This window comes from Bacteroides sp. AF39-11AC (genome assembly GCF_003474285.1).
In the GTDB taxonomy this organism is placed as follows: Bacteria; Bacteroidota; Bacteroidia; order Bacteroidales; family Bacteroidaceae; genus Bacteroides.
In genome coordinates, this window is the sequence record NZ_QROH01000007.1 from 196,106 (window position 1) to 218,867 (window position 22,762).

Below are 22,762 nucleotides of genomic sequence, written 5' to 3' on the forward strand. Positions count from 1 at the left end.
TTATTTAATCAGGTTTAGAAAGTGATATCAATTCCGAATGAAATTGTTCTGACAGGTACGTAACCAAAATCCGTTCCCCCAGTGAAGTTATATTGAGGGTCCATACCTTTCAGGTGATTGAACAACACAACATTGTCTGCCGTTGCAGTCAGGCGTGCAGAATCGAATCCGATAGATTTCATCCACTTTGAAGGTAGAGAATATCCTAAAGCAATATTTTTAATAGCAAAATAGGAAGCGTCAATCAAACTGTTATCAGTAACAATGTAACTCTTTCCGATTTCAATACGTGGGATGTCTGTGATATCCCCCGGATTTCTCCATGCACGTTCCAGCATTTTACTCTTTGCCTGTCCTACATAATTGCCATATAATAAGGTATTATAAATACCATCCAATACTTTACCACCAATAGAATATGTACAAAGGATACTCAAATCAAATCCTTTATATTTGAATGTATTATTGATGGAACCATATAAATCAGGAATACGGCTACCCTGAATTTCTTTGCATGCAGTAGCCTTGGCCATATCGTTAGTTATATACTTTTTGCCCTTAACTCCGTTTTCATCGGTATCCCATGCCCAATACAGTTGTTCTCCAGTTGCGGGATCAACGCCAGCGGCAGTTGCAGTATAGAATGAATATAAAGTCTCACCTTCGCGAATGATATAAGATCCGGAAATGATTTCCGGTTTATCTGCCAGTTGCAAAACCTTATTCTTAATCGTAGAGCCAAGGAGCGTTAAGTTCCAGGTAAACGGAGTATCTTTAAAGATATCAACTCCCAATGTGAGGTCAATACCTGTATTGCGCATACTACCAACGTTCTTGTTGTAGCCATCAAAACCGAGTGAAGTTGCCATTGGGAATGACATTAACATATCTGTCGTCTTACGTTGATACCATTCGATAGTAGCAGATACACGATCAAACAATTTTGCTTCAATACCAATATTCAGGTTAGCATTTTTCTCCCATTTCAATTCTTTATTTTCCAAGGAAGTTACGGCTGCACCGCTCATCGACGAGTTTGCATAACCCAAATCATAAAATGACTGCCAAGCATAAAAATTCTGTTTGGTACCATTCAATATGGCATCATTACCCTGTACACCATAGCTGGCTTTTAATGACAGATTATTAATCCAAGTAATGTCACTCATGAAAGATTCGTGAGAGATACGCCAGTTACCACCGACTGACCAGAATTTACCCCAACGGTTATCCTTATAGAAACGAGAAGAACCATCGGTACGGAAACTAGCAGAAAGGTAATACTTATCGGCAAAATCATAATTCAAACGTGATAACACAGATTGAACTGCATAATTGTTCTGATAAGAAGATGCTCCTGTAATCGTTGTAGCTGCATCCAGTTCATAAAGTCCACCAAATGGGAATCCCGTCTTGGTTGCTGACAAATAATCATATCTGTATTTATAAAATTCATGTCCAACCAAAGCTTCAAAATGATGATCACCGAACTTTCTGTCGTATGTCAACAATTGATTAAAAGTATAGCTGAATGTACGTGCAGTAGCTTTCTGTATAGTACCTTTTACGGATACAGAGTTGCCGTTATATGGATTATAATAAGTTGCTCCAGCTGAATTGATTAAGTCAAAGCCATAATTAACAGAGAATTTCAATCCTTGCAGGAATGTGTTCTTCAAATCACCTAATTCTGTATATACACGTCCGCTCAGGTTATCGCTTTGAGTAGAATACATATCATCATATAAGGTAGCAATTGTGTTCCACTCTGAACTGGCACCGGCTGGTCTGTTTTTACCATAGTCAAAAACGGCATTTCCCAAATTGTCATAAATCGTAGCACCATTGGCATCTTTCTCAAAGACAGGGAAAATAGGAGCCATTAATTGTGCACTGTACCAAACATTGGATGAACCGGATGAATTTTCAACAGCTGTATTGCTCTCATTGCGAGAGTAGTTGGCGCTCATTCCAGCTTTTAACCAGTTCGTAACTTCAGAGTCTATATTCAAACGTCCATTATACCGATTGAATTTTGTTGTCTTTAACAGACCTTCTTCATCAAGATAGCCTAAAGAAAACATATATTTAGTTTTGTCGCTTCCACCACTGAACGAAGCAACATATTCTTGACGTAAAGGATTGCTTTTTAAAGCTTCATCCATCCAGTCTTCACTATATCTTAATTTGGCATCACTACGTACTTTTCCCGTCACAGGATCGATCAGTTCTGTAATACTATAATTAAAAGGGTTATACTGTTCATTCTGGCCCAGCATAGCAGTGGATCCACTTTTCATAGCCTCTAATGCAGCAACACCCGCCAACTCCGGAGAAACTCCACCGTTGATAATCTGATTATTCTTATATGACTGGAAGATTGTTTCTAAATAACCGGCTTCGTCCATCGTTTCATAACGTGGAATAGCGCGTGAGGAAACACCCCAATTTGCTTTCAAGTTCACTTTTACCTTACCGGAATTACCTTTTTTGGTAGTAATCATAATCACGCCATTCGCACCACGAGAACCATAAAGAGCACCAGCAGAAGCGTCTTTAAGAACTGTCATCGTTTCAATGTCATTAGGATTGATTGCTGAAATGTTACCATCATAGGGAACACCATCCACTACATACAACGGTGATTGTGATGAATTGATAGAGCCATAACCACGGACGACTACAGAAGAGCCTGATCCTGGCTGCCCTGAACCTGAAGTAGTTTGTACACCGGCAACCATACCATCCAATGCTTTCGTAACGTTTGCCACAGGTCTTTCTTTCAATTTCTCAGACTTGATAACCTCCGCAGAACCAGTAAAAGACTCTTTCTTTGTGGTACCATAGGCTATAACCATTACTTCATCCAACATTTCAGTATCCGACTTCATAATAACCTTTACATTCGGTTTTATTGCAACGTCTTGTGCTTGCATACCAATATACGTAATCTGAAGCGTTTTCGCAGAACTTAGCACGGTGTATTTTACTGATAATCTGCAGCAAGACGGACCATGTAGAACTCTGGCATAAAATAATCCAATTTATCAAAATGCTTATAATATGAACATTAGCATAACTATATATGTGATTACAGTTACCTATATTAACCCGCACATTAGACTTACATTGTTAATAATGAAAGCATTATGCATTATGCAGCCGCAAAAAAGATGCAAAAATCCGATACTGCAAGTTTTTCTAAGATGTAAATGTACAAAATGTTAACCGTGTTATTGTGTCCAAAAATACGAATAAACGTCTTTGATCTTATGAAATATATTGTTGGAATATTTCAAAAACGAGGCCACGTAACAGTCGTTTCCTATTGGCTTTAGGTCGATAGTTAACTACTACGTAACTTAGTGGCAAAGGTATAACTGGTCAAAAGCGTGTGTAAATGCTGCCCAGTTGGAAAAAGTTTTTTTCCCAGTTGGAAAGAAATATTTTCTCAACTGGGAAAATATAGAAACTTGCAAACTTGCAAAACTTGCAGGGCCTCTCACACACACACGTATACGCGCGCGATAAATTTGGGTTTTCGGGCAGCCGCACATCAATGTTCCTTTTCTGGAAACAAACACGTAGATGACTAAAGTTTGCAGGTACGGATATTCATTCTTGCATCCGGAAGCAGAACTCAGCAGTTTGTTTAGCTTGGCTTCGAATGCACTCATCGTTTCCAGCAATAGACAGCAAGGAGACGGATCTTTCTATGAGAACGATTATCACCGACTTATTATGTACGTGCGTGCGTGTGTGTGTGTGAGAGGCCCTGCAAGTTTTGCAAGTTTGCAAGTTTCTTTAAAGAAAAATTAGTGAAAGACTCTTTTAGTTTATGTCTACCTTGACAAGTTGCCATATATTACTCTCTAAATTTAGAAAGAGGGTAATGCAGGGTATTGGAAAAGGAGAGAATTAGAACAAAAATAGTAGGAAGCGTATAATATGCAGAACTTAAAAAAAGGTGTAACTCATTTAGCCTTAAAATTTAAACTTTCACGGCAAATAATTACACCTTAAATTTAGTGGAGTTTATTTCCCCTTTTTACGATGAACCAAGGAGTGATTTTTCTCCAAATCACTTATTATTGTCGCATCCATTACATTCGTGTATATTTGTGTGGTTTTCACGCTCTTATGTCCCAAAAGCTTCTGCACAGTTGTGATATTGACACCATTATAAATTAATAATGTAGCATTGGTATGTCGAGCAGTATGAAATGATACCTTTTTAGCCAATCCTGCTAACCGGGCAATTATTATTAGTTCTTTATTCACATTTGAGTTGTCCCTTAAATGGAAAAAGTCTTGTAGGTTTGCCTGATATTTATTCAAAATCAGAATTCCTTTTCCACTAAAAAGTAAATATAGTGGTAATCGAACTTCAGTACCGGTTTTAATAGATTTATATATCAACCATGTCTCCTGGTGCATCTCTACAATGTTATCAGGCTTCATATTTACAAAATCAGAATACCGCATACCAGCATAGCAACAGAACAAAAAAGCGTCTAAAGTTTTCTGGTATTTCGTATAGCGTCCTGTCAATTGCAAGGTCTCTAATTTTTCCAATTCCTCCGGAGACAAATGTGTATGGCCGTTTTCTACAGTTTTAATTTTATATTTTCTGAAGGCATATTTTTGTATATCCATATATTCTTTATTAATGGCTACATTAATATGGCGTTTCAAGTGTTTCATGTGTTTGGCTATCGTATTGGTGTGATATCCTTTTGACTGCAGGAAGTATTCGAAAGAGGATACAAATTCAAAAGTTAGATCGGAAAATGTTACATTCTTCTTAAACTCTTGTAAGAGAGCAAGCGTAGACAAATGATTGCGTTTAGTACTCTCTTTTAAGCCGGAAGTCATTACCTCTTGCTTAAAAAAGGGAATAAACGAAGATTTATCTTCCTGCTCTTGCTTTTCAGAAAGTACATCTTTTAGAACATCCAAATTAATAGCTTTACCCTGTTGCCAGAGTTCAAGTTCACGCTTTTCTATCGTTGCGACAAATTCATAAATTAATCGATTTAAAGCGTCTGCATTAGGATGGTTTTTAACTAGTAGTTTCTTTGCATCCCATTGGTCGGGTCTTAAGTAGACTTTTGTCGAAAAATACTTCTTTTTCCTGTTCAGATAGGCCTCTACCTGCACCAGAGCCATACCTTTCTTGTTAAGGCTCTTTTTCCTGTTGTACACCAAACTGTAAATAATCTTGTTCATCATTAGTTGTTTTAGTTAATACTATGAACAAATAAGACGGGATAATGTGCTATAGAAGAACTAAATAAGGCTTAATATCTGCAAAACTATGCCCCAAAAGAGTTTTTCTATTTTGTATTTCCTTTATAAAAAAGGTAAATCTACGTAAAATGGCTTTCAATTTTATTCCTCCGACATGCATTATTAACACTTTTTGTTTAAAAGAGAAGGGGCGTATTAAGGAATAACAGTCAAGAAGGGGCTTCATAGTGATAGCATTTAAATAGTCATTTAGGTTTTTTTAGTGCAAAAAAGCTGCTGTTAAGCATAAAAACAAGCATTCAGTTAACAAATTGATAGATTTACAAGGTTTTTTCAACAAAATAATTGTTCGTTTCAGTTTTATTAATATATTTGCATTTTGTTAGAGTAAAGAAACAATTAATGTAAAGTTAAACTTTAAGAGAGAATTTATGAAAAGAAAATTAATGCTGTTATTGGCCTGTCTTTTTGTTGGAATAGGCCTAGTAACTGCCCAAACTCAGACCATCACAGGTGTTGTGATTTCTGAAGAAGATGGGCAGCCAGTTATTGGAGCCTCTGTATTGGTAAAAGGTACTCAAATTGGTACTATTACCGGTGTAGATGGTGATTTTACTTTACCGAACGTACCAAGTTCTGCGAAGACTTTGCAGGTTTCGTACATTGGCATGCAACCACAGGAAGTGGCAATTGCTTCTCATGTAAAGATCACATTGAAGCCTGATACAGAACTACTTGACGAGGTTGTTATTGTAGGATATGGAACTGGTAAGAAACTAGGTTCTGTGGTAGGATCTGTTGCTTCGGTTGGTGGAAAGAAATTGGAGAAGAATCCCACAGTCAACTTTACCGATGCCTTAGCTGGTCAGGTTTCCGGTCTTTCAGTATTGTCCAGTTCGGGTGACCCATCTAAATCTGCTACAATCCGTTTACGTGGTGTAAACTCCATTAATGCAGGTAATACTCCGCTATTCATTTTGGACGGTGCTCCGATTTCATCATCTGTTTTCAATTCATTGAATCCTGGTGATATAGAGAACATCACAGTATTGAAAGATGCTTCTTCAACAGCTATTTACGGTTCACGTGCAGCAAACGGTGTTATTGTAATTACCAGTAAAAAGGGTAAGTTTGATCAAAAGGCCAATGTTACTTTACGTGCTCAATATGGTTTTTCAAGTATGGTTCAGGACAACGTTGAGATGATGAACTCTTCTCAGTACATCCAATTCCGAGAATTAGTAGGTAGTCCTGTTCCACAAACCATTAAGGATAGAGTAGAAAAATATGGTATAGATACTAACTGGCGTGATGAAGTATTTGATAGCCATGCACCAACTTATACATTAGATGCAGCTATCAATGGTGGCGGTTCTAACATGTCTTACTATTTATCTTTGAATCATCATGAGCAAGAGGGTATCATTGCACAGTCGGGCCTTCGTCGCGAAGCACTGCGTTTTAACTTTGATACACGTGTAAAAGAATGGTTAAAAGTAGGTCTACAATCGAATTTGGGCTACAGCCAGTATGAAACGAATAATGAGACAGAATCTTCAAGTATTTATTCAAGTAGTCCATCTGTTTTTGCCAGATTTGCATTGCCTTATGATTCACCTCGTTTTTATACATTCGACGATAACGGCAACATCCAGTGGGGAGATAGAGCTACCCACCTTCTTTATAGTGGATTGACTACGCCTAATTTTGTTAATGACAACCGTGATGTACAAAGAAGAATTGTCACTGCCAACATCAATCTTTATCAGGAACTTACTCCGATTAAAGGATTAACAGTAAGAGCACAGCAATCTATCGATGCATATGATATGACTCTATCAAACATCGGACTTCCGTATGAAGCTTTCAAAACACCAATGGGAACTAGCGTTCCCGCACGAGACGGTTACCGCCAGGAAAGCTTTAGCAGATATTATGCATTTACATATACGAATACGGCTGAATATAAATTCAATATCGACGACCACAATGTAAGCGTTCTGGCCGGACAGGAATCTATCATCGCTAAATCCAGAAGTTTTGGAGTATTTACTGAAGGCCATACAGATGCCCGTCAGATGAAATTAACGCAAGCTCCGACTCCTGTTTCACCTAAAGATGACTTGACACATACACAAGTAGAAACTGTATTCAATTCTATGTTCTTTACTGGCAGCTATAATTACGCTTCCAAATATTATCTGGATCTGACATTCCGTCGTGACGGAAGTTCTAAGTTCCCTAAAGATGGTCGTTGGGCTAATTTCTGGTCAGTTGGTGCTATGTGGGATATGAAAAAAGAAAGTTTCATGGACAACATAGATTGGCTGAATGAACTTTCAGTGAAGGTTAGTTATGGTACTACTGGTAACTCCGGTATTAGTGATTATGCTTACTATGGTTTAATTGGCTCCGGTAGTCCTTACAACAGTGAAGGTAGTTTGGGAATCTCGCAAGCTAGTAACACAGACCTTACTTGGGAAAAAGTTGCAGGTGTCAATGCTGGTCTGTCTTTCCGCATATTCGATCGCTTAACTGCTAATGTAGATTTCTATCGTAAAAAGACAACTGACTTATTAATGGATATACCTTATTCTTATACTACTGGTTTTAGCTCTGGTGCCGGAAATATTGGTGCTATGGTTAATAAAGGAGTTGATTTGGATTTCAAAGTAGATATCATTCAGAATAGTAATTTCTACTGGGGATTCAGAGCTAACTTCAACTATAATAAGAATGAGATCACCGAGTTATTCAATGGACGTGATGAATATAGTTTGCCCGACTATGGTTTGCAATACAAAGTAGGTCATTCAGTTGGTGAATTATACTTTGTGCGCAGAGCTGGTGTTGACCCACGTGATGGTAAACAAATATGGTATGATAAAGACGGCAATTTGACCAAAGTATATAATAAGGAAAGAGATGCGGTTCTAATTGGCAAAGACAGATATGCTCCGTTGAATGGAGGTTTTGGTACAGAATTTAGCTGGAAAGGAATTTCTGTCAGTGCTGACTTTACTTGGGCCGGCAAAAAGTACCTGATTAGTAACGATAGATTCTTCATTGAAAACGCAGCACAGGGACTTTCTATAAACCAATCTACCAACATGTTGAATATCTGGACTAAGCCAGGACAAATTACAGATATTCCGGCATCAACAGAAGCTATTCAGATGGATGATCACTTGGTAGAGAACGCTTCGTTCCTTCGTTTAAAGAATGTAACCGTTCAGTATGAACTGCCGAAGTCTATATTGAAACACAGCGGTGTAATCGAACGCTTCAACATCTTCTTCACCGGCCGTAACTTATGGACACTTACTAACTTCACCGGTTATGACCCTGAACCTGATATCAACTTGATTAAGTTCGGATATCCTAATACAAGACAATTCGTATTTGGTGTTGAATTAACATTTTAATTAAGAAAAAGATGATTATGAAAAAAATATTTTTAGCACTATTAATGGTGGGCGCATTGGTGACTTCCTGCGATATGGACAAGAAACCTTATGGAAGCCTTGATAATGATACTGCCATCCAGAATCTGAATGACTGTCGCCGTTTCCGCAACGGCCTCTACTCAAGTATGAGAAGTCTCACCACCGGCGGATATGTTAACTATCCGGAAATCCAGATGGATATGTTCCATGGAGTTAGTAATAACGGAAACCGTATCGGTGAGTTCTCTAACGGAAATATAAACTCGGCAACAAGAGATATCGCCACTATATGGGGAAATTTATATTCAATTATCAACTCAGCTAACTTTATCATTAATAAGATGGATGAGATGCTGACAAATAATGAATATACTGCAGAAGAACGTACAGAATTGACTCGTTATGATGGTGAAGCTAAATTTGTAAGAGCTTATTGCTATTACTGGTTGATTGATCATTATTGCGAAACTTACTCAGCAAGTATTGCACAAACAATAGGTAAAGGTTTGCCTTTGGTGACGGTTTATAATCCAACCGGCGATAGCAGTAAATACCCGGGACGTAGCACTCAGGATGAAACATATAAATTAATTAATGACGACTTAACCGATGCCTATAACGCATTACTTGAGTACGAGAAAACCGACAATGAATTTATAGCTCCAAATGCTGCCTACTTTTCTTCTTATGCAGTAGTGGCACTGCAAGCACGTATTGCTTTGTTGAAAGGTGACAATACAACAGCGCTGTCAAAAGCTGAAACAATCATCAAATCTCAGATCTATAAATTGGCAGAAATTAAAGCTTATGAAGCTATGTGGACAAAAGATGAAGGTACTGAAGCTATCTTCCGCCCATTCATGAGTACTACAGAATTAGGTTCTTCTACCGGTGGTGCTTATTTAAGTACTAAACTGGATGGAGCTGATTACATTCCTACTTTCGATATGCTGAGTATGTATGAAGATGAAGGTGATGTTCGTTTCGATGCTTTCTTTACTGTATGGAAGTTGGCAGTAGATGGTAACAATGTGCAAGCTTATGTATTCAAAAAATTTCCGGGTAATGAAAGTTTAAAAACTTCTGCGACTCCCAATTATATAAATATGCCTAAGGTATTCCGTATGGGAGAAATTTACTTGATTGCTGCAGAAGCTGCTGCTACTACTAACCCGACATTGGCTAATAAATATCTCAATGAATTACGCAGTAAGCGTATTACTGGCTATGAAGAGATTAATTATAGTGGTCAGGCATTGATTCAAGAAATACGCAACGAGCGTTTGAAGGAATTGATCGGAGAAGGTTTCCGTATGAGCGATTTACGCCGTTGGGGCATTGGCTTCCAACGTAATCCTGATCACCCGGAAAATCCAGCTATCAATAACATTATCGTTCCTAATGGAAGAAATCTTTCATATCCGGCAGGAGACTACCGTTTGGTATGGCCTATCCCATCAGCAGAAATGGAAACGAATCCACAATTAGCTGGGCAGCAGAATCCAGGTTATTAATCATTAAAGAAAGGTATTTATGAAATATATTAAATTATTAGCAATGATGCTCTTGCCACTAACATTTGCGGCTTGTAGCGATGATGACGAAAATATGAATTCGGGCAATGCTACTGTGGGATTCTCTCAAAGTGAAATAGATGTGAAAGAGAATGTCAGCAGTATTCAAGTTCCTATTACAGTAACAGGAGAGCATAGTGGACTTATAGAAGTGACTGTAACAGTTAAAAATGCCAGTGGCATTTCTGTGGAAAATGATAAGACCGTTCTTCTTACTTCTGAAAAAATAAGAGTACCAGCAGATGTGGAAACAGTAAATGCTGAAATCTACCTAAATGTTTCGACTAAAGAAGATAACTTTGACCGTTCATTTACATTAGAAATAACAAACGCTCAAGGAGCTAGTATCGGAACAGGTGCCTGCAAGGTAAACATTCAGGAAGTAGTTGACCCGTACGATAAGTTGATCGGAGACTGGACTTTCCAAGCCGTGGATAGTAAAGGAGTAGCCGCCTCATTCCCTGTAGTAGTAGAGATGAACGAAAAGGGAGATGGATATAATTGTACGAAATTTAATGGAAAAGATTATGTTACATGGAGGATGTCATATTCTTCAAACGGTCTGCAAATAATATGTAATGAAACTATCGCTGACAATATGGATTTCGGATTAGGTTTCACAGCAAGTGTGCGCTTCGCTTCATTGAGTTCAGCAGGACTTAGCTGGGCTAACGTTTCTGGAATGTGGAGTGATGACTTTGAAACCATCACTTTCGACAGTGGAGTCGCAGGTGCCATTATGGATGATGCAGGTAATTACTCTAAATATGTCTGGTTCCAATACTATGATTGCAAAATGGTACGTTAATTAAAAGGTACATAATAGAAAAAGGCTATTCCATTCATCTTTTATGGGATAGCCTTTCTTGCTCATATAATCTTATTAAAACCTCATTTTATGAAAACAAAGCTCTCACTCATCATTATGCTTTTGTACTCTTGCTGGCTTTATGCCACACCGCGTACGCCGAAGCAAGCATTAGAAATCGCGCAAGCTTTCGTAGCCTCTCATGGTCTAATAAAATCTGACGATGCACCCCAACTTCAACTAATGAACAGTGAGATAACAATCACTCGTGGTCCTGAAATCTATCCAGCTTATTATATCATTAACATAGAAAAAGACAATGGATTTATCATCGTTTCAGGCAACGACTGTGCACGTGAGATCTTAGCATACTCTGACAGAGGCAATATAGATATGAAGCAATTACCTCCTAATGCTAAATATTGGCTGGAGTTTTACGCAACCGAAATGCAGCAGATAAATCAGGAGAGTATTTCTGGCGAGAACCAATCTGAAAGTCAAGACCTGAAGACAAGGGCTGTTCCACCGGCAATAGCCCCACTTTTAGGCAAAATTGAATGGGACCAAGGAAATCCTTATAATCTGGATTGTCCAGAAGAAAAAGGAGAACTCACCGTTACCGGCTGTGCTGCTACGGCATTGGCCATGGTTATGAAATATTATGAATATCCTCAAAAAGGAATTGGTAGTTACAGTTACACTACTGCAACTTTAAAAAAATCACTTTCCGTAAACTTTGAAGAAGCCAACTATAAATGGGATCTGATGCTGCCTCAATACACAAATGCAGCAACTGAGGAACAAAAGAAAGCTGTAGCCGAATTGATGCTCCACTGTGGTGTAGCTATGGATATGGATTATAACTTAAGTGCAGCCGGCGGTAGTGGGGCAGGCATCTTCAAGCAATATAGTGCCCTGACGAAATTCTTCGGGTATAATCCTAATATATACTTTGAAGGACGTGATTATAATACTGAAGGACGCTGGAAAAATATGATTCAAAAAGAATTGATTGCCGGGCGCCCTATTCTATACAGTGGACAAAGCACCGAAGGAGGTCATGCATTCGTATTGGATGGCTGTGACGAGAATGACATGTATCATTTTAACTGGGGATGGAGCGGATATGCAAATGGATATTATTCCTTAAGCTCCCTGAATCCAGGATCAGGCGGCACAGGAAGTGGAAGTGGCGCCTATAATAATATGCAATATATTATGCTCCTTGTACAACCGAAGACAACAGGAGAAGTTATTAGTGGCTTTACATTAGAGGGAAGCATGGATATTACAAAAAATCAATATGAAAGAAATGAAAGTATCAGTGCAAAGTTTACTAAAATATGGAACACTTCTACTCCTATGAGTGGTGTTATCGGATTAGCTCTATATCAAGGAGATGAGTTCATCACATTTCTTACAACACCCTCTTCTATTTCCAACATTGATGTAGGAAGTGGTTGGAATAGCATCACATTCAGCGGCACAATTCCACCTACTGTACCTAACGGCAAATATCAACTTCATTTTGCCTCACAAAAGGAAGGTGAAAAAGTACCAAGCATGTTACGCGGTCTGGAAGGTAGAAGCATCTGTTATAGTGTAGAGATTACTGCTAATAGTATCCTGCTAAACAGTATAGAAAACAGTTCCGATTTGTATCAACTCGCTCCTGCAGAACTTATTGGTGAAGCTGTAGAAGGAAAAGATATATCTTTCAAAATACAAATCGAAAATAAAGGTTTAAAATATGAAGATGATTTTGCTATATATATACGTAAGAACGGAGCATTACTCCCTTACACGCGCATCAGCGACTATACTGTAATACCAAGTAATACTTCCAGCACTATCACTATCACAGGAAACCCCGAATTACCTGCTGGAGAATACTATGCTATAGGAAGTTACCGTAAAGATGATACCTGGAAACAGTTTACTAACAGTGAATTAAGATTGGTTTTCACAATTAAAGATGTAGAAACAGGTATTGAGCAAACTGAATCTTTTGGAGGGTTAAAAGTCATTCCTACAAATACCGGCTTGGAGATTACAAGTGAAAATTCCAGCGAAGTTATTGATATATTCTCCAGTCAGGGAGTTAAGATAACGAGCGTAAAAGGAACACAAACAACCGTTCCATTGTCACAAAGTGGACTATATATCATAAGACAAGGTAAGAATACTCTAAAAGTATTGTACAATCCAAAACATTAAATATCCGTACAAATAAAAGGATGAATTCATTTGAGAAATCAAGAATTCATCCTTTCTATTATATAGTTAGACTTCCTTCTTTCAAAATATCCACCAATATCGGCTTTGCTCCACTCACAAAACACTCCACAGCAATTACCATCAGAATAAGTCCCATCAGGCGCATCATCACATTATTTCCCGTTTCCCCTAAGACTTTTACCAGCCGTGTAGAGGCGCGCAAGATGAAAAATGTAATCAAGTAGATAAAGGCGATCATACCAATCAGTACACCTTTCATTTGGATAGTATGGGCATCCTGCATCAACACAATGGCATTTGCTATGGCACCGGGACCGCAAAGCATCGGAATTCCTAAAGGGGTGACAGAGATGTCATCAGCATAAGTTTTAATCTCTTCATCTTTCAATTTCATTTGTGTATAACGTGCTTGCAACATATCAAAGCCGATTTTAAAGATGATGACACCACCGGCTATACGAAATCCGTTTGTAGAGATCCCAAAGAACTTGAACAGGAACTGACCAGCAAAGGTGAAGATCATAATCGTGATGAAAGCCACTAATGTAGCACGAGACACTACAGACTGCCGCTCCTTATCCGTCATTCCATGGGTCATGGTCAGAAAGACAGGCATAGTCCCGAGAGGATTTGTCAACGTAAAGAAAGAAGTGAAACAAAGCAAAGCGAAAGGTAAAATAGTATCCATAGCTGCAAATTATGTGTTTACGCTGACAAAATTACAACTAATCCCTCAATGTCACAACAATTGGAGCAACTCTTTCAAATCTGTAATCTGATAAGTAGGCTTAAATGGAAACTCGGTACGTCCCGTTACATTATAGAACACCTGATGCATGCCTACTCCCTGAGCACCCGTTATATCATTTTCCCAGCTGTCACCTACCATCAACGATTCACGCAGTTCAGACTGGGTAGCCGACATGGCAAAATGGAAAATCTCGGGCCATGGCTTTAAGATACCAATATCATCTGATAGAACTACTTTCTTGAAATAATGGTCAATTCCGGCAGAACGCATTTTGTGGCATTGCAGTTCCTGGAACCCATTGGAGAGAATATAAAGATTATATTTAGGTGCCAAATATTCCAGCACTTCCTGCGCATGGGGCATCAATCTGCTTTTTGTAGGAATAACCGCAAAGAAGTCATCAGAAAAAGCTTTCGCTAAAGCTGCATCCCCCTCTCCTACTGCCTCCAGCGGAAAGAGAAAACGTTGACGATTCAATTCTTCCTTTGTCACTTTTCCATCTGCATATTCTGCCCACAATTCGATATTACGCTTCTCATAGAGTTCATAGAAATGTTCAAAAGACCGAAAATAGCGATCATATTCATATTTGCGATACATTTCCTCAAATGTATCACGGGCATTAAAAGAAAAGGCCCAGAGAGTATCGTCCAGGTCGAAAAAGATATTTTTGTATTGCATATAAAAAGAGAATGGCAGGGATAACCCTTCCCTGCCATTCTTATAATTTAATTAAGTTATTTTACTTGGATAACCAGGTATCTGGATACGCTCCAGAAATCTTTCGGATTCGTAATCTTCAGAACGAGCTGATCTTTATCATCTTTCTCCAAAGCATAAGAACCTGCCGGATGAGTGGTCAAGACATCTGCACTCTTGGAGTACAACTTAATTTCTTTCGTTGTACGAATATCAACCTGAGTGAAATAGTCCTTATTGATGTCACCATCCTTAAGCACTTGCTTTTTCTGGAAGAGACCGGTATTTGTCAGAATATTCTGATCCTTCAGTTCTTTTTTTGTTCCAAAAACAAACCAAGCAGTGTTCAGTGCCTTATCTTGCTCAGCTACCGTTTTGGCCTTTGCTTCATTTTCGGCAGTAAGCACTTCTTTGTCAGTTGACAGGCCAGTCACAGCTGCATCCAGTTCCTGAATACGAATATTCTTGGAGGCAAGTTCAGCCTGCAATTCCTCAATACGCTGGGTTTTGGCTACCAACTCCTGGGTCAGAGATTCTACAGCTTTCTTCAACTGGGTAGAGTTATTCTTACTACTTTTCAGCATAGCTTCCAGTTTAGCGATCTGCTCTTTGTTTTCCTGCATTTGTTTCTGGATAAATTCAATATCAGTGGCTATTTGCTGCTTAGCTGATAAAGAACCTTCTGAAACCGCACCACGCTGCAAGTCTACGCGGCTTTCGGCGGCATTGATTTGGCGGAAGCCTTCAGAGATATCATTGAAAGTACCCATCATTTCATCCAGTTCAGCATTACGCTGAGTAAGTTCCATCAAAAGAGAATCATTTTCAGCTTTCAGTTGGTCTTTACTTCCACCTGACAAGCCGTCGCACGATGCCATAACGGCCGCACATACAATTAAAACTGCTAACTTTTTCATACGCTTTTGTTTTACGTTGGTTAATGAAGTTATTTAATCGTCTATTCCTGCTACTACTATTACTATTTCTCCACGCGGGTCATTGGCTGTGAAATGCTCAATCAATTCAGTCAGAGTGCCACGCACCGTTTCTTCGTGTATCTTCGAGATCTCCCGGGATACAGATGCCTGACGTTCCGCACCGAAATGCCCTGCAAACTGAGTCAGCGCTTTCACCAGACGGTGGGGAGACTCATAAAACACCATGGTACGACGTTCTTCTGCCAATATCTTCAGACGTGTCATACGTCCTTTTTTCTGCGGAAGAAAACCTTCGAAACAGAATTTTTCATTTGGCAAGCCCGAAGCAACCAAAGCCGGCACAAGAGCTGTAGCCCCCGGCAAACATTGTACCTCAATACCGTTGCGAACACACTCACGCACTACCAGAAAGCCCGGATCAGAGATTCCCGGTGTACCTGCATCCGATATTAACGCAACAGTTTCACCCGCCTTTATTCTATTAACAACACTTTCCACCATTTTATGTTCATTAAACTTATGATGGGATTGCATTGCGTTCTTTATTTCAAAATGCTTCAGTAAGATTCCGGAAGTGCGCGTATCTTCGGCAAGAATCAAATCCGCCTCTTTCAGAATACGAATAGCCCGGAATGTCATATCTTCCAAATTTCCTACCGGAGTAGGCACTACATAAAGTTTTCCCATATCCGTAATTGCTTTAGCTGAAGTATTTCTTAAGAAGTTCTATAAAATCAACCACCGTTTCATTTTCTTCATCAGGATTAACGGTAGAAGAAAAGAGTTCCAATGCCTTTTCCAATGAAGGAGCAGCCCCCAATTGGCGTATCACTTCATTCATACGGGCAGTATCACCGCCAAAAATCTCACGGGCAAAGCGGAATGAGTCATTCAGACTGATAGCATGCCGCAGATCAGTGGCCGGTTTTATCCGTTCTGCTAAAATAGGCGATGCAGAAGATATTATTGCGGACGGTTCAGGCTCGGGTTTGGGCGTGGACTCAGGCTTGGGAGATACGACCTCTACCGGCTTGGTGATTTCAACAACGACCGGTTCTACAGGAATCGGTTTAACCGGTTCAGGAGCAGCGACCGATTCGAGAATAACCACTGGAGCGACAGGAGCTTCAGGAATGGCAACTACCTCTACGGGAGTTTCGTCCAGCAGTTTCTGCAAAGCATCCAGTCGTGCACGCATCTGCTGTATATTCCGTTTAGCTACTACCTTCAATGTAGGGTTGGCGTCTGTTGCAAGAACTTGCATTAAATATTTCAGTTCCTGAATATCCAGTTCTATGTCGTCCAATAATGTCTGCATTTCCTTTCGCATCACAAATGTTAATGCCGCAAATGTAGAAATAAATAATGAAAAAATATCGGAAAGCCATTAAAAGTGTTATTTTTGCGGCTAAAATAAACATTTTAGAACAATGGTATTATTCTCGGAAGACCATATACAGGAAACCAATCGTAGAGGAAGAATCGAAGTTATATGCGGCTCAATGTTCTCTGGTAAGACGGAAGAGCTGATCCGCCGTCTGAAACGCGCAAAATTCGCCAAACAACGCGTAGAAATATTCAAACCTGCCATTGATACACGTTATTCGGAAGAAGAGGTCGTATCTCACGATAGCCATTCCATTGCTTCTACCCCGATTGATTCATCGGCAAGTATCCTGCTGTTCACTTCAGAAATCGATGTAGTAGGTATCGACGAAGCGCAATTCTTTGATAATGGTCTGATTGATGTGTGTAATGAGCTTGCCAATAATGGCATACGTGTTATTGTAGCAGGTCTGGATATGGACTTCCGCGGCCTTCCCTTCGGTCCTATGCCGGGACTTTGCGCCATTGCCGATGAAGTATCCAAGGTACACGCTATTTGTGTGAAGTGCGGGCAATTGGCCTCCTTCTCACACCGCACTGTCAAGAACGACAAACAAGTCCTTCTGGGAGAAACAGCCGAATACGAACCCCTCTGCCGGGAATGTTATCTGCGGGCAATAAAGGGAGACCGGACTGCCGCCGGTGGATAAACTATAAATAAAAAGCAAAAGTCTTATGGAACGTAAGAAAATTACATTCGACAGTTTTATCCGTGCTGTCATTCTCGGTGCTATCATCATTGGGGTATTAATGCTCCTGAAGCGATTGAGCGGCGTATTGCTTCCGTTCTTCCTTGCATGGCTTATTGCTTATCTGATATATCCATTGGTAAGCTTCTTCCAGCATAAGCTACGGCTAAAAAACAGAATAATATCTATCTTTTGTGCCTTGTTTACTCTCAGCGTTATAGGAAGCGTTGCATTCTATCTGCTTGTGCCGCCCATGATTCAGGAATTCCTGCGGGTAAAGGATTTATTGATAGAGTACTTCAGCACCACTCATACAGCAAGCAATGTCCCCACTACCCTCTCCGAATTTATCCGGCAGAATATCGACCTTCACATCCTAGAGCAAATGTTCAGCCAGGAGAATATATTGGATGCCCTTAAAGTAACCGTTCCTAAACTATGGTCGCTTATATCGGAGTCTATCAACCTCTTATTCGGGTTCTTCACCGTCTTCCTTATCCTATTATATATAGTGTTTATTCTGCTTGATTACGAAAGTATTTCCGAAGGCTGGGCACACCTGATGCCAAAGAAATACCGGAAAACAGTAACCGGCATATTGAATGATGTAAAAGACGGCATGAACAGATATTTCCGCGGACAGGCATTAGTAGCTTTGTGCGTAGGCATTCTATTCAGTATCGGCTTTCTGATTATTGATTTCCCGCTGGCCATTGGTTTGGGATTATTTATCGGTGCGCTGAATATGGTGCCTTATCTACAAATCATCGGCTTTGTCCCCACCATCATGCTTGCCATTCTGAAAGCTGCGGATACCGGTGATAATTTCTGGATCATCATAGCTTCGGCCGCTGCTGTATTTATAGTAGTACAAATCATACAAGATGGCTATCTCGTTCCCCGTATCATGGGAAAGATTACCGGTCTGAATCCGGCTATTATTCTGCTCTCCCTATCCATTTGGGGATCGTTAATGGGAATGCTGGGTATGATTATAGCTTTGCCGCTTACCACTCTGATGCTCTCCTATTATCAACGATACATCATTAATCAAGAAAATATTTATAAGGCAGAAACCACTGAAGATCAACCAATAGAGGGTATAGAAGAAAAATAATGCAAACTTTTTTCCTCATATTCCTTGCAAATTAAATAAAAGTACCTATCTTTGCACCCGCTTAACAGCAATAAAGGTTTGATTCGCTAGCTCAGCAGGTAGAGCACAACACTTTTAATGTTGGGGTCTTGGGTTCGAGCCCCAAGCGGATCACTGAGAAAAAAGCAGCTATCTAAATTAGATAGCTGCTTTTTTCATTCAAATACTACATTTTTCGCTCTTTGATATAAACCGAAAATTCGTATGAGTGAAACAGTTAATATTTTGTGTTACAAATCTAAAGTTCTTAGTAATGGTAAACATCCGCTAATGGTTTGTATTTGCCAAGATGGTAAGCGAAAGCATCAAAGTTTGGGCATATCTATTAAAAGAGAAACTATGAGATTTCAAAAATAACACACCAAAAGCTAAATGTCCCAATCGGGAAAGAATAATCATCCTAATCAATAAGAGAATATAATGATATACAGAAGACCACTTTAGATAAAAGGATAACAGGTACTTTACGGTTATAATTCTTATTGCAGCCACAAGTACAAATAATGTTGCCAATAAAAAAGAAAAAAATACAATCATTAATTTTAGATTTGCATAAAAGTTGTTTTCTTTAGTCTTTTATTAGCAAACGAGCTGTTTGCCAATTATAAATTTTCTATCTTTGCAGATAGATTAATAGATAATGATATCATAATATGCTGCAAGAAATAAAATTGAAGAATTTCCCTGAAAAAATATCAGTAATAAAAGCTCCCGGAGAAAAGTTACAAATTCATTTTTATGGTCCAAAATCTTATAATAATCAATTGGCATTGATTACACATTATTTGCATAACGGAGAACTGGTTAAAGAGTCTTCTCGCCAGCAAGCGATTAAGTTTCTCCGAGAATATATTGGGTATAAATTTCCCAAAATAGAAATAGCAGATAGCATTCTTTATAATCCTTTACAGGCAGGTTTATTTGGGGATTTCTTTCATATACCTTTCCCCGACCCTGTCAACTATAGATTTACTTTTATAGACCTATTTGCAGGGATGGGCGGATTTCGCTTGGCAATGAGAGAGCAAGGAGGCAAATGTGTCTTTTCATCAGAATGGAATAGCTTTGCACAGAAAACTTATATGGCGAATTTTGGTGAGATGCCTTTTGGGGATATAACGAAAGAGGAGACAAAACAGTATATTCCAGCCCAATTCGATGTGCTTTGCGCTGGGTTTCCTTGTCAACCCTTTTCCATAGCCGGAGTTTCCAAGAAAAAAAGTTTAGGTAGAGAAACTGGATTTAAAGATAAAACGCAGGGTACACTATTTTTTGAAGTAGCCGATATTATTAACCGCCATAGGCCTAAAGCTTTTTATTTGGAAAATGTCAAAAATCTCGTTTCGCACAATAAAGGGAACACCTTTAAAATAATCAAAGACACCCTAGAAGAACTTGAATATTCTGTTCATTATCAAGTAATGGATGGGAAAGCTTTTGTTCCTCAACATAGAGAGCGCATTATGATTGTAGGATTTGATAAAAGATTGTATCATGGTCGTGAAAATTTTTCTTTTCCTGAACTAGGAGAACCAATCCGAAAAATCAGAGATATTTTAGAAGCTGAAACAGATTCAAAATACACGCTTACAAATAATTTATGGGAATATTTGCAAACTTATGCAGATAAACATAAAGCAAAAGGAAATGGTTTTGGTTATGGCTTGGTTGATTTAAATGGCATAAGTCGCACTTTAAGTGCCCGTTATTATAAAGATGGATCTGAGATCTTAATTCCACAAGGCGAGGGAATGAATCCAAGAAGGCTTACACCACGTGAGTGTGCTAGGTTGATGGGGTATCCTGACAATTATATTATTAATAGTGTATCTGATTTACAAGCATATCGTCAATGTGGCAACTCTGTAGTAGTCCCTTTGATTACTGTAGTTTCAGAACAATTAGTAAGAACCATGTTAATGGAAAATGGATGAACGATTTAGCAATAAATATATTAAAAGTTATTCATCCCTCATTGCCATCAATATCCTTCTTTAAAATTTGATAAGGAGAGATTTCCTCAGCTACTATACTGAGATTATCTTTAGATGTGGAATATCTTTTAGGAATTATCTTATATTTATCAATAAAGACCTGATTTAAAGCGGAAACAATCGCGTCTAAGGTTTTGTCTTTATTCCGTGGTTTCAACTGACACTCCCAAATAACCATTGTCCTCCATCCGATATAGCGTAGTTTTTCACGAACTTCTATATCTCGCTGTTTATTTCTATCTATTTTTTGTTTCCACCACTCAGTACGGGTTTTAGGTAATACATAAAACTTGCAGTTCTCATGCCCATGCCAAAAACAACCATTAATAAAAATGGCTGTTTTGTATTTAGGAAGTACGATATCAGGTTTTCCTGGAAGAACATTTACATTCACTCTGTAGCGAAATCCATGACTAAAAAGATATTTACGTACCATTAGCTCAGGTTTTGTATCTTTCCCTTTTATCTTAGACATGTTGTAACTACGTATTAGTTTTGAATGAACATCAGCCATTTTCTATCATAATTATTATGTGTAACCTTATTTTCTTAAATAATTTTAGTATACCCTAATTGAGAAACATAATTACCATATGTAACTTGAATATCAGACAGGAGTTCTCTGTTAAGCATCTTCTTATTATCAAAACTTTTCTTGTAAATTGATACAGGTATTGAAAAACAGTATCGCAGGTCAAATATTAAAGTCAAATCATCATCTATATCATTATGATATAAGTGGTCAAACTTTAATATGCATTTATACTTTTTATCATTAAGCTTTATATCTCTCTTTTCGTTATTTTTTCTTAATGGGTGTCTTATGATTATACCACTTAATAGCTTAAGATTCTTGCCGTATTTATTCTGGGAATAGTCACACGGACGCGTAATATTTAAAACTATATCCTCTATGATTGTTCCTGCGGAGCTGACTTGAGGAGATATAAGCTCTCTTACAATTTCATCATCCGTTATTGAATAAAGTTGCTTTAACAATGACGATTTATTTTTGGCAATGATGCCAGGAAGCGTTTTTCCTTCTAAATCACTTCTTAAACTAAAATGAAACCAACTATTTAATTTTCTATCAATTGTATTGCTTGTTATTGAAGATAGATCATATAAGCCTTTTTTATTCTCATCTGAAATTTCAAAGTTTGCATCAAATTGTGGAATATTTGATAATAAAACATTATTTAAGGCCTCAAACAAAGTCGATCTTTTTAACATAGGTTCAGAAGCATTTGAAATGCTTTTTCCCCCATGGCTCTCTATGACTTTTTTAAGCTTATCTGTAAACTCTTGTGTCCTCTCAGAAATTAAGCCTCCAAGTACGATGTTTGCAGCTTGTTTCAATGCGTTCTTCCAAATGAGAATTTCTTCAATGGCAGAAATCTTCTTCAATTCTTGATCGATGGATACTAATAAATTTGTATAGTCATATTTCATAGAACTATTGATCGCATAGTCTCCTTTATTCTTTATAATAAGGGAATACGGCATCAAATTCATTTCCTTTAATCGCTCTTCTATAACACTTTTCTTGGAAATATCTTTAGTCCATAGTATCAACACATAGAATGCTCCCGGCTGAATAATTGACCTTACCCAACTAGTACTTAATTCCACATCAAAGTGGTCTGAATAGAATAAATCTAAAAACAGAAATGTAACATCTGACATTTCGTTTTCCGGATAATCATCCCCGTCTGATAAATCTGCATTATAATATTTACATCCAATACCATTTTTTTGATAATATGTAATTATGCCTTGGATTTCATCAAGTTTATCGTCTACAATAACGACATTTGGTTCAAAATAATTCAT

At 38.4% G+C, this 22,762-nt stretch carries 17 protein-coding genes and 1 tRNA gene; 9 read left to right on the forward strand and 9 right to left on the reverse strand.

Annotation, left to right across the window (positions count from 1 at the left end; all coding sequences use genetic code 11):
* Window positions 1–14: 14 nt before the first annotated feature.
* Both DW036_RS16575 and DW036_RS16585 read right to left on the reverse strand, forming a co-directional pair.
* Window positions 15–2,978, reverse strand: a complete 2,964-nt coding sequence (locus DW036_RS16575; RefSeq protein WP_118465370.1) for a TonB-dependent receptor — start codon at window positions 2,976–2,978, stop codon at window positions 15–17.
* Between the two features lie 1,057 nt (window positions 2,979–4,035).
* Window positions 4,036–5,229 carry a site-specific integrase gene (locus DW036_RS16585; protein ID WP_118223890.1) on the reverse strand — a complete coding sequence of 398 codons (1,194 nt, stop codon included), beginning with the start codon at window positions 5,227–5,229 and terminating at the stop codon, window positions 4,036–4,038.
* A 452-nt stretch (window positions 5,230–5,681) separates the two neighbouring features.
* Between DW036_RS16585 and DW036_RS16595 the strand changes: the two genes are divergently transcribed.
* From DW036_RS16595 to DW036_RS16610, 4 genes are all read left to right on the forward strand, one after another.
* Entirely contained in the window at window positions 5,682–8,675 is a 2,994-nt protein-coding gene (locus DW036_RS16595; RefSeq protein WP_118465373.1) for a TonB-dependent receptor, read from the forward strand.
* A 17-nt stretch (window positions 8,676–8,692) separates the two neighbouring features.
* Window positions 8,693–10,210, forward strand: coding sequence for a RagB/SusD family nutrient uptake outer membrane protein (locus tag DW036_RS16600; RefSeq protein WP_233560468.1), 1,518 nt, complete (start codon window positions 8,693–8,695; stop codon window positions 10,208–10,210).
* A gap of 19 nt (window positions 10,211–10,229) precedes the next feature.
* A complete protein-coding gene (locus DW036_RS16605) occupies window positions 10,230–11,078 on the forward strand; it encodes a hypothetical protein (protein WP_118465375.1) in 849 nt (282 codons plus the stop codon).
* 90 nt (window positions 11,079–11,168) lie between these two features.
* Entirely contained in the window at window positions 11,169–13,295 is a 2,127-nt protein-coding gene (locus DW036_RS16610) for a C10 family peptidase (protein WP_118465376.1), read from the forward strand.
* Window positions 13,296–13,353: 58 nt separating this feature from the next.
* On the opposite strand, the gene DW036_RS16615 is transcribed toward DW036_RS16610, so the two are convergent.
* Genes DW036_RS16615 through DW036_RS16635 form a run of 5 tightly spaced genes read right to left on the reverse strand, consistent with a single transcriptional unit; the run spans window position 13,354 to window position 17,034 of the window.
* Window positions 13,354–14,004 (reverse strand): MarC family protein, encoded by a 651-nt coding sequence (locus tag DW036_RS16615; protein WP_118465377.1) that lies wholly within the window; start codon window positions 14,002–14,004, stop codon window positions 13,354–13,356.
* Window positions 14,005–14,055: 51 nt separating this feature from the next.
* Complete coding sequence (locus DW036_RS16620; RefSeq protein ID WP_118465378.1) at window positions 14,056–14,748, reverse strand: YjjG family noncanonical pyrimidine nucleotidase; 693 nt, start codon at window positions 14,746–14,748, stop codon at window positions 14,056–14,058.
* A 56-nt stretch (window positions 14,749–14,804) separates the two neighbouring features.
* Complete coding sequence (locus DW036_RS16625; protein WP_118465379.1) at window positions 14,805–15,683, reverse strand: hypothetical protein; 879 nt, start codon at window positions 15,681–15,683, stop codon at window positions 14,805–14,807.
* Between the two features lie 33 nt (window positions 15,684–15,716).
* The gene (gene rsmI / locus DW036_RS16630; RefSeq protein ID WP_118465380.1) at window positions 15,717–16,391 is read right to left on the reverse strand and encodes a 16S rRNA (cytidine(1402)-2'-O)-methyltransferase; all 675 of its coding nucleotides are present in this window, start codon (window positions 16,389–16,391) and stop codon (window positions 15,717–15,719) included.
* A gap of 13 nt (window positions 16,392–16,404) precedes the next feature.
* On the reverse strand, window positions 16,405–17,034 hold the full coding sequence (locus tag DW036_RS16635; protein ID WP_118465381.1) for a hypothetical protein: 630 nt from the start codon (window positions 17,032–17,034) through the stop codon (window positions 16,405–16,407).
* 100 nt (window positions 17,035–17,134) lie between these two features.
* Between DW036_RS16635 and DW036_RS16640 the strand changes: the two genes are divergently transcribed.
* The 5 genes from DW036_RS16640 (at window position 17,135) to dcm (ending at window position 20,869) form a co-directional block, all read left to right on the forward strand.
* The gene (locus tag DW036_RS16640; RefSeq protein WP_007219749.1) at window positions 17,135–17,740 is read left to right on the forward strand and encodes a thymidine kinase; all 606 of its coding nucleotides are present in this window, start codon (window positions 17,135–17,137) and stop codon (window positions 17,738–17,740) included.
* A gap of 25 nt (window positions 17,741–17,765) precedes the next feature.
* Window positions 17,766–18,896 carry an AI-2E family transporter gene (locus DW036_RS16645; RefSeq protein ID WP_007219750.1) on the forward strand — a complete coding sequence of 377 codons (1,131 nt, stop codon included), beginning with the start codon at window positions 17,766–17,768 and terminating at the stop codon, window positions 18,894–18,896.
* A gap of 80 nt (window positions 18,897–18,976) precedes the next feature.
* A tRNA-Lys gene (locus tag DW036_RS16650) sits at window positions 18,977–19,049 on the forward strand.
* Window positions 19,050–19,205: 156 nt separating this feature from the next.
* Window positions 19,206–19,292 carry a hypothetical protein gene (locus tag DW036_RS26025; RefSeq protein ID WP_233560486.1) on the forward strand — a complete coding sequence of 29 codons (87 nt, stop codon included), beginning with the start codon at window positions 19,206–19,208 and terminating at the stop codon, window positions 19,290–19,292.
* Window positions 19,293–19,588: 296 nt separating this feature from the next.
* Window positions 19,589–20,869 (forward strand): DNA (cytosine-5-)-methyltransferase, encoded by a 1,281-nt coding sequence (dcm, locus tag DW036_RS16660; RefSeq protein ID WP_118222816.1) that lies wholly within the window; start codon window positions 19,589–19,591, stop codon window positions 20,867–20,869.
* Between the two features lie 31 nt (window positions 20,870–20,900).
* Here dcm and DW036_RS16665 read toward each other — a convergent pair whose 3' ends face one another.
* Entirely contained in the window at window positions 20,901–21,404 is a 504-nt protein-coding gene (locus DW036_RS16665; protein ID WP_229096692.1) for a very short patch repair endonuclease, read from the reverse strand.
* 74 nt (window positions 21,405–21,478) lie between these two features.
* A complete protein-coding gene (locus tag DW036_RS16670; protein WP_118465382.1) occupies window positions 21,479–22,762 on the reverse strand; it encodes a hypothetical protein in 1,284 nt (427 codons plus the stop codon).